Source organism: Rhizobacter sp. P2_D12 (genome assembly GCF_056404395.1).
In genome coordinates this window covers 39045-46133 of sequence record NZ_JBFUEB010000045.1, presented here as the reverse complement: position 1 = coordinate 46133, position 7089 = coordinate 39045, and the positions used below count along the sequence as shown (strand labels likewise).

Sequence of the window (7089 nt, the reverse complement as noted above, 5' to 3'; positions counted from 1 at the left end):
GAAGAGGTGAGCGCGACGGCGCAGTCGCTATCGCAGGCGTCGAGCGAGCAGGCGGCCGGGGTCGAGGAGACGAGCGCGTCGATCGAGCAGATGACGGCGTCGATCTCGCAGAACACCGAGAACGCGAAGGTGACCGACGGGATGGCCACGAAGGCGGCCAGCGAGGCCAGCGAAGGCGGCGAGGCGGTGAGGGCGACGGTGGCGGCGATGAAGCAGATCGCGCAGAAGATCGGGATCATCGACGACATCGCGTACCAGACGAATTTGCTGGCGCTGAATGCGGCGATCGAGGCGGCACGTGCGGGCGAGCACGGCAAGGGCTTCGCGGTGGTGGCGGCCGAGGTGCGCAAGCTGGCCGAGCGCAGCCAGGTGGCGGCGCAGGAGATCGGCACGGTGGCGGGGTCGAGCGTGGAGCTGGCCGAGAAGGCGGGCCGGTTGCTGGACCAGATGGTGCCGAACATCAAGAAGACCTCGGACCTGGTGCAGGAGATCACGGCGGCGTCGGAAGAGCAGTCGTCGGGGGTGAGCCAGATCAACGCGGCGGTGAGCCAGCTGAGCCAGACGACGCAGCAGAACGCGTCGAGCTCGGAGGAACTGGCGGCCACCTCGGAAGAGATGAGCAGCCAGGCCGAGCAGCTGCAGCAGACCATGTCGTTCTTCAAGCTGTCGGCCCAGGGCGAAGCCCGGCCGCGTCCGGTGGCGGTGCCGGTGCGCAAGCCGGCGGGCAAGGGCGCCAGGCCGGCGGCCCGCAAGCCGGCTGCGTCGAACGGTGCCGGCCACAACGGCTACGCGCTGCACCTGAACGGCGCCGGCAGCATCGACGAGTCGCAGTTCGCGCGTTTCTGACCAGGCGGGCGGGTGGCTGCGATGCACACGATCTCCGACAACGAATTCGGGCTGTTCCAGCGCTTCATCTTCGACGCCGCCGGCATCACGCTGTCGTCGGCCAAGAAGGCGCTGGTGTGCGGCCGGCTGGCCAAGCGGCTGCAGGCCTGCAACCTGGGCAGCTACAGCGAGTACTTCAAGCTGCTGACCAGCGGCCAGGCCGGCGCCGAGGTGCAGACCGCGGTCGACCTGCTGACCACCAACGAGACCTACTTCTTCCGCGAGCCCAAGCACTTCGAGCTGCTGCGCGAGGCGGCGCTGGCAGCGCCGCAGCGCGCCGGGCAGCCCTTGCGCGTCTGGAGCGCGGCCAGCTCGACCGGCGAAGAGGCCTACACGATGGCGATGGTGCTGGCCGACGCGCTGGGCGATGCGCCGTGGGAAATCATGGGCTCCGACATCAGCACCCGCGTGCTGCAGCGGGCGCGCCAGGGCCACTACCCGATGGAGCGTTGCCGGCAGATCCCGCAGGCGTACCTGAAGCGCTTCTGCCTGCGCGGCATCGACGAGCAGCAGGGCACGCTGCTGGTGGAGCGCGCGCTGCGCAGCCGCGTGCAGTTCATGCAGATCAACCTGAACGCCGCGCTGCCGCGGCTGGCGGCGTTCGACGTGATCTTCCTGCGCAACGTGATGATCTACTTCAACGGCGAGACCAAGCGCCAGGTGGTGGCGCGCATCCTCGAGACGCTGAAGCCGGGCGGCTACTTCTGCATCGGGCACTCCGAGAGCCTGAACGACATCACGAACGCCCTGCAGCAGGTCGCGCCGTCGATCTACCGCAAGCCGTGAGGCCCGCATGGCCGGGACCGCGATCCGCCTCGATGCCGCCGAGCCGACCGACCGGGTGCTGAACCCGGGCGAGTACGCGGTCGGCGAGGCGCCGCTGCGCATGCGAACGCTGCTGGGCTCGTGCGTGTCGATCACGCTGTGGCACCCGCAGCGGCGCGTCGGCGCGATGTCGCACTTCCTGCTGGCGGCGCGCTCGCCGTCGCAGCAGGGCGTGCCGGATGCGCGCTACGGCGAAGAGGCGCTGGCGCTGATGCTGCGCCAGCTGCACAAGCGCGGCATCGCGCCGGCCGAGTGCGAGGCCAAGATCTTCGGCGGCGGCACCATGTTCCCGGACCAGCCGGCCGGCGGCCAGCAGATCGGCCGGCGCAACGGCGAGGCCGCGCGCGACCTGCTGCTGGCGCACGGCATCCGCGTCCATTCCGAGAACCTGTTCGGCAACGGCCACCGGCAGATGGTGTTCGACCTGTCGACCGGCGACGTCTGGGTGCGCCAGGTCACGCCCGAATCGGCAGCCATGCCGCTGGATGGCAGCCAATGAGCAACATCCGCGTGATGGTGATCGACGATTCGGCGGTGGTGCGCCAGGTGCTGACCGGCCTGCTGGAAGACGCACCGGGCATCGAGGTGATGGCCGCGGTGGCCGACCCGGTGCTCGCGATCGAGCGCCTGAAGATGGACTGGCCGGACGTGATCGTGCTCGACGTCGAGATGCCGCGCATGGACGGCATCACCTTCCTGCGCATGGTGATGCAGCAGAAGCCTACCCCGGTGGTGATCTGCTCGACGCTGACCGAGCGCGGTGCGAAGACCACGCTGGAGGCGATGGCCGCCGGCGCGGTGGCGATCGTCACGAAACCGAAGCTGGGCCTGAAGCAGTTCCTGAGCGCGAGCGCCGACGAGCTGGTCGGCACGGTGCGCGCCGCGGCGCGCGCCAACGTGCGGCGGCTGGCGGCCGGGCCGGCGTTGGCACCGACGCCGGTCGCGAAGAACACCGCCGACGTGATCCTGCCGCCGGCCACGCGGGCGATGACGCAGACCACCGAGCGCGTGGTCGCGCTGGGCACGTCGACCGGCGGCACGCAGGCGCTCGAGGAGGTGCTGACGGCGCTGCCGCGCGTGACGCCGGGCATCGTGATCGTGCAGCACATGCCGGAGAAGTTCACCGCGGCGTTCGCGGCGCGGCTGGACAGCCTGTGCCAGATCCAGGTCAAGGAGGCGGAGCACAACGACCGCGTGCTGCCGGGCCGCGCGCTGATCGCGCCGGGCGGGCGGCACATGCTGCTCAAGCGCAGCGGGGCCCAGTACTTTGTCGAGGTGATCGACGGGCCGCTGGTGAACCGTCACCGGCCGTCGGTGGACGTCCTGTTCCGCTCGGTCGCGAAGGCCGCGGGGGCGAATGCGCTCGGGGTCATCATGACCGGCATGGGCGATGACGGCGCGGCCGGGTTGCTGGAGATGCGCAACGTCGGCGCGCGCACGATCGCACAGGATGAGGAGAGCTGCGTCGTGTTCGGGATGCCGAAGGAAGCGATCAAGCGCGGCGCGGCCGAGAGGACGATCCCGTTGCAGGCCGTCGCCTCGGAGATCCAGAAACAGCTGTAGCCCCGGATGCCGATCCGAGCTACGTGCGTTCGATCACCAGCGCGATGCCTTGCCCGACCCCGATGCACATCGTGCACAACGCATAGCGCCCACCGGTGCGGTGCAGCTGGTTGACCGCCGTCGTCACCAGCCGCGCACCGCTCGCTCCCAGTGGATGCCCCAGCGCGATCGCGCCGCCGTTCGGATTGACGCGCGCATCGTCGTCCTTCAGCCCCAGGTCGCGCAGCACCGCCAGCCCCTGGGCCGCGAACGCCTCGTTCAGCTCGATCACGTCGATCTGGTCCAGCGTCAGCCCGGTCAGCGCCAGCACGCGCCGCGTCGCCGGTGCCGGGCCGATGCCCATGATGCGCGGCGCAACCCCGGCGGTTGCCATGCCCAGCACGCGCGCCCGCGGCGTCAGCCCATGGCGCGCCGCCGATGCCTCGTCCGCCAGCAGCAGCGCGCACGCGCCGTCGTTGACCCCCGACGCATTGCCCGCCGTCACCGTGCCGTCCGGCCGCACGACGCCCTTCAGCTTCGCCAGCGCCTCCAGCGAGGTCTCGCGCGGGTGCTCGTCCTGCTGCACGACGACCGCATCGCCCTTCTTCTGCGCGATCGTCACCGGCACGATCTCGGCGTCGAAGAAGCCGGCCTTCTGCGCCGCCACCGCCTTCAGCTGCGAGGCCAGTGCCATGCGGTCCTGCGCCTCGCGCTCGATGCGGAAATCGGTGGCCACGTTCTCCGCCGTCTCCGGCATCGAGTCGACGCCGTGCATCTCCTTCATCAGCTTGTTGACGAAGCGCCAGCCGATGGTGGTGTCGTACATCGCGTTGCTGCGGCTGAAGGCGCTCTCGGCCTTGGGCATCACGAAGGGCGCGCGGCTCATGCTCTCGACGCCACCGGCGATCATCAGGCCGGCCTCGCCGCTCTTGATCGCGCGCGCCGCGCTGCCCACCGCATCCATGCCCGATCCGCACAGCCGGTTGATCGTCATGCCCGGCACGCCGATCGGCAGCCCGGCCAGCAGCGCCGACATGCGCGCGACGTTGCGGTTGTCCTCGCCGGCCTGGTTGGCGCAGCCGAACAGCACGTCGCCCACCGCGTCCCAGTCGACGCGCGGGTGGCGCTCCACCAGCGCACGCAGCGGGATCGCGCCCAGGTCGTCGGTGCGCACCGACGACAGCGCACCGCCGTAGCGGCCGAAGGGCGTGCGGATCGCGTCGCAGATGAAGGCTTCGTTCATGTCGGGGTCCCAGGGTCAGGCGATCAGGATCAGGCCAGGAGCGGCACACCGCTCAATCGCTGCAGTTCTTCGAAAGGCAGGCCGTTGAAAGTCTCCACCACCTTCAGCCCGGCCGGCGTCACGTCGATGACGGCCAGGTCGGTGTAGATGCGGCTCACGCAGCCCACCCCGGTCAGCGGGTAGCTGCACTCGGCGACGATCTTGCTCTCGCCCGACTTGGTCAGGTGCTCCATCATCACGAAGGTCTTCTTCGCACCGATCGCCAGGTCCATCGCGCCGCCGACCGCGGGGATCGCATCGGGCGCACCGGTGTGCCAGTTCGCCAGGTCGCCGCGCGCCGACACCTGGAAGGCGCCCAGCACGCAGATGTCCAGGTGGCCGCCGCGCATCATCGCGAAGCTGTCGGCGTGGTGGAAGAACGCACCGCCCGGCAGCAGCGTCACCGGCTGCTTGCCGGCATTGATCAGGTCGTGGTCCTCGTCGCCTTCGGCCGGTGCCGGGCCCATGCCGAGCAGGCCGTTCTCGCTGTGCAGGAAGATCTCGCGCTCGCGCGGCAGGTGGTTGGCGACCAGCGTCGGCAGGCCGATGCCCAGGTTCACGTAGGCGCCTTCGGGGATGTCGCGCGCGACGCGTTGGGCCATCTGGGTGCGGTCGAGTTTCTGCATGGTCAGGCCGCCTGCTTGAAGCCGCTCGGGCCGGTGCTGGTGCGCGGCACCTGCACGACGCGCTGCACGAAGATGCCCGGCGTCACGATGTGCTCCGGGTCGAGCCCGCCGAGCTCGACCACCTCGTGCACCGACGCGATGCTCAGCTTGGCCGCCATCGCCATGATGGGCCCGAAGTTGCGCGCGGTCTTGCGGTAGACCAGGTTGCCCCAGCGGTCGCCGCGCTCGGCCTTGACCAGCGCCACGTCCGCATGGATCGGCGATTCCAGCACGTACATGCGGCCGTCGATCTCGCGCGTCTCCTTGCCGCGCGCGAGTTCGGTGCCGTAGCCGGTGGGCGTGAAGAAGCCGCCGATGCCGGCGCCGGCCGCGCGGATGCGTTCGGCCAGGTTGCCCTGCGGCACCAGCTCGAGCTCGATCCGGCCGGCGCGGTACAGGCCGTCGAACACCTGCGAATCGACCTGGCGCGGAAAGCTGCAGATGATCTTGCGCACGCGGCCGGTGGCCAGCAGCGCGGCCAGCCCGGTCTCGCCGTTGCCGGCGTTGTTGTTGACCAGGGTCAGGTCGCGCGCGCCCTGGGCGATCAGGCCGTCGATCAGCTCGTTCGGCTGCCCGGCCCCGCCGAAGCCGCCGATCATCACGGTCGCACCGTCGGGCACGCCGGCCAGCGCCGCCTGCACCGAATCGCAGAGCTTGTTGATCATGCTGTTCTCCACCGAACCGGCAACGCGTTCAAAAGTTCTTTGGACGAACGTAGGTTCTGTATGGGAACAGTGTAATGCGTTCAGGCTGCCTTGGCCAACTCGTCCAAGGCGTAGACGCGACCGAAGCGGTTGGCCAGGAAGTCCGCCAGCTTGACGTCTTCCTGGCGCACGAAGCCCTGCTGCGGCAACTGGCCGGCGGCCAGCATGTCGAGGATGGCGCACAGGCTGCTCGCGGTGGTGATCTGGATCGCGCTGCGCAGCCGGCCGGCCAGCGGGTGCGCGTAGATCTTGCGGGCATAGGTGTTCTGCACCAGCCGGCCTTCCTTCATGCCGGCCACGGTGACGAAGACGATGACCACGTCCTGCATCGTCGACGGCACGGCCTGCTCCAGGATGTCCTTCAGCACGTCGCGCCGGTCCTTCAGCCGCAGGTCGTGCAGCAGCGCCTTCATGATCGCGGCGTGGCCGGGGTAGCGGATGGTGCGGTAGTTCAGCGTGCGCACCTTGCCGGCCAGCGTCTCGCACAGCGTGCCCAGCCCGCCGGAGGTGTTGAAGGCCTCGTACAGCACGCCGTCGAGCGAGAACTCCTCGCGCTCCTCGAGCGCCGGCACCTCGCGCACGGCGCCGTCGACGATCGCCTCGCAGGGCTCGCAGTACTCGTTGATGACGCCCTCGGTGCTCCAGGTGAGGTTGTAGTTCAGCGCATTGCTCGGGTAGGCCGGCAGCGCGCCGACGCGCATGCGCACGCTGTCGAGCGAATCGAACTCGCGTGCCAGGTCGGCCGCGACGATCGAGATGAAGCCGGGCGCCAGGCCGCACTGCGGGATGAAGGCGGTGCCTGCCCCGACGGCCAGTTCGCGGATGCGCCGGGTGCTGGCGACGTCCTCGGTCAGGTCCAGGTAGTGCACGCCGGTGTCGCGTGCGGCCTGCGCGACCTTGGCGGTCAGGTGGTAGGGCGCGGCGCTCAGCACCGCAAAGCGCCCGCGCAGCGCGGCGCGCAGCTTCTCGGCATCGTTGACGTCCAGCACCAGCGTCGACAGCCCGGGCGTGCCGGCCATCTCGGTGGCGATCTCGGTCAGCTGAGCGGCCGAGCGGTCGGCCACCGTGACGGTGTAGCGCTCGCCGCCGCCGGGCGTGCCAATGGAGGGCGAAGCCAGCAGCGCCCCCACGACGGAGCCGATCTTGCCGCCGCCGATCACCAGGATGTCTTTCATGTCCGTCTCGC

8 protein-coding genes are annotated in these 7089 nt (G+C 69.9%); 4 read left to right on the top strand and 4 right to left on the bottom strand.

Annotation, left to right across the window (positions count from 1 at the left end):
- The 4 genes from AC1DYN_RS16610 to AC1DYN_RS16595 all read left to right on the top strand — a co-directional run.
- Positions 1-846, top strand: an 846-nt coding sequence (locus AC1DYN_RS16610) for a methyl-accepting chemotaxis protein (RefSeq protein ID WP_477961457.1), incomplete at its 5' end; no start/stop codon positions are given.
- Positions 847-867: 21 nt separating this feature from the next.
- Positions 868-1671, top strand: coding sequence for a CheR family methyltransferase (locus AC1DYN_RS16605; RefSeq protein ID WP_477961456.1), 804 nt, complete (start codon positions 868-870; stop codon positions 1669-1671).
- Positions 1672-1678: 7 nt separating this feature from the next.
- Positions 1679-2209, top strand: a complete 531-nt coding sequence (locus AC1DYN_RS16600) for a chemotaxis protein CheD (RefSeq protein WP_477961454.1) — start codon at positions 1679-1681, stop codon at positions 2207-2209.
- Positions 2206-3273 carry a protein-glutamate methylesterase/protein-glutamine glutaminase gene (locus tag AC1DYN_RS16595; RefSeq protein ID WP_477961452.1) on the top strand — a complete coding sequence of 356 codons (1068 nt, stop codon included), beginning with the start codon at positions 2206-2208 and terminating at the stop codon, positions 3271-3273. The genes AC1DYN_RS16600 and AC1DYN_RS16595 overlap by 4 nt, the downstream gene beginning before the upstream one ends.
- Before the next feature lie 19 nt (positions 3274-3292).
- Here the strand turns inward: AC1DYN_RS16595 and pcaF are convergent, their stop codons facing one another.
- From pcaF to AC1DYN_RS16575, 4 genes are all read right to left on the bottom strand, one after another.
- Complete coding sequence (pcaF, locus tag AC1DYN_RS16590; protein WP_477961450.1) at positions 3293-4495, bottom strand: 3-oxoadipyl-CoA thiolase; 1203 nt, start codon at positions 4493-4495, stop codon at positions 3293-3295.
- A gap of 29 nt (positions 4496-4524) precedes the next feature.
- Complete coding sequence (locus AC1DYN_RS16585) at positions 4525-5160, bottom strand: 3-oxoacid CoA-transferase subunit B (RefSeq protein ID WP_477961448.1); 636 nt, start codon at positions 5158-5160, stop codon at positions 4525-4527.
- Positions 5161-5162: 2 nt separating this feature from the next.
- Positions 5163-5864 carry a 3-oxoacid CoA-transferase subunit A gene (locus AC1DYN_RS16580; protein ID WP_477961446.1) on the bottom strand — a complete coding sequence of 234 codons (702 nt, stop codon included), beginning with the start codon at positions 5862-5864 and terminating at the stop codon, positions 5163-5165.
- 80 nt (positions 5865-5944) lie between these two features.
- On the bottom strand, positions 5945-7078 hold the full coding sequence (locus AC1DYN_RS16575) for a saccharopine dehydrogenase family protein (protein WP_477961444.1): 1134 nt from the start codon (positions 7076-7078) through the stop codon (positions 5945-5947).
- Between the last annotated feature and the right edge of the window lie 11 nt (positions 7079-7089).

Coding starts and splice junctions, on each gene's coding strand:
- AC1DYN_RS16605 (WP_477961456.1), top strand. CDS start 868: ATGCACACGATCTCCGACAACGAATTCGGGCTGTTCCAGCGCTTCATC.
- AC1DYN_RS16600 (WP_477961454.1), top strand. CDS start 1,679: ATGGCCGGGACCGCGATCCGCCTCGATGCCGCCGAGCCGACCGACCGG.
- AC1DYN_RS16595 (WP_477961452.1), top strand. CDS start 2,206: ATGAGCAACATCCGCGTGATGGTGATCGACGATTCGGCGGTGGTGCGC.
- pcaF (WP_477961450.1), bottom strand. CDS start 4,495: ATGAACGAAGCCTTCATCTGCGACGCGATCCGCACGCCCTTCGGCCGC.
- AC1DYN_RS16585 (WP_477961448.1), bottom strand. CDS start 5,160: ATGCAGAAACTCGACCGCACCCAGATGGCCCAACGCGTCGCGCGCGAC.
- AC1DYN_RS16580 (WP_477961446.1), bottom strand. CDS start 5,864: ATGATCAACAAGCTCTGCGATTCGGTGCAGGCGGCGCTGGCCGGCGTG.
- AC1DYN_RS16575 (WP_477961444.1), bottom strand. CDS start 7,078: ATGAAAGACATCCTGGTGATCGGCGGCGGCAAGATCGGCTCCGTCGTG.